Here is a 307-nt window from a genome sequence, read left to right as displayed (position 1 = left end):
CTTCCTCGACGCTCAGCACCATCGGCAGCTTGCGGGGCTCGTGGATGACATGCGTGTGCTCGACGATCTCGTGGCGCCTGAGCGTGACCCGAAAGAAGAACCGCAGCGTCGAGACGGTCTGGTTGATGGTCGGAACTCCGACGCCGCTCGCGGCCAGATGCAACTGGTAGCGGCGCACGTCCTCGAAGCTTGCGGTGTCGGGTGATCGGCCAAGAAATGCCGTGAAGTTTTTGATCCTTTGCACGTAGTCATGTTGGGTCTTCGGCGCTAACTTGCGGATCGTCATGTCTTCGATCATGCGTCGGCG

General features: G+C 60.3%; 1 protein-coding gene. It reads right to left on the bottom strand.

What is annotated here, in order from left to right:
• A partial coding sequence (locus AC5ZG5_RS46560; RefSeq protein WP_496165616.1) for a phage integrase N-terminal SAM-like domain-containing protein occupies positions 1 to 307 on the bottom strand: 307 nt, incomplete at both ends.

This window comes from Bradyrhizobium sp. Ses1 (assembly GCF_059512365.1).
This window is presented reverse-complemented; position numbering and strand designations above follow the sequence as displayed.